Source organism: Cohnella caldifontis (assembly GCF_029360585.1).
In the GTDB taxonomy this organism is placed as follows: Bacteria; Bacillota; Bacilli; order Paenibacillales; family Paenibacillaceae; genus Cohnella; species Cohnella caldifontis.
Genome location: NZ_JAQZSJ010000054.1, coordinates 1 through 367, shown reverse-complemented (window position 1 = coordinate 367; position 367 = coordinate 1). Strand labels below are relative to the sequence as shown.

Below are 367 nucleotides of genomic sequence, written 5' to 3'. Positions count from 1 at the left end.
CGAAATGCACCGGGCGGACCGAGCAGCCAAAAGGCTGCGATGCGTGAATACGGTGTTAGATGATGCCACGCACTTCCTCGAGTTACTTACAAAATTCCACTAATTCATTAATTAAGTGCCGTTTGTTTGCTTCAAAATAGTCAATCAAATTGTCGAATATATTCATTTTCTGGTTGTAAATAGATAAACTCTCTGCTTCTTTTTCGATTCTATTAGGCAATTCGCTATCTATAATTCCATGGGTTTGATTAAAATTACTGACTTGATATTCTTTTAAGTTTTGAACGTTAGCGTGCAGATTATTTGTTTTCAATCCACATTCAACTAATATCCTCTTTATATTATTTAGGGCTATAGCGTCACTTAC

1 protein-coding gene is annotated in these 367 nt (G+C 36.0%); it reads right to left on the bottom strand.

Features of this window, described 5'->3' with window-relative positions; translation table 11 throughout:
- Positions 1-82 precede the first annotated feature (82 nt).
- The coding region (locus PTZ19_RS25285) for a hypothetical protein (protein WP_276358481.1) at positions 83-367 on the bottom strand (285 nt) is incomplete at its 5' end.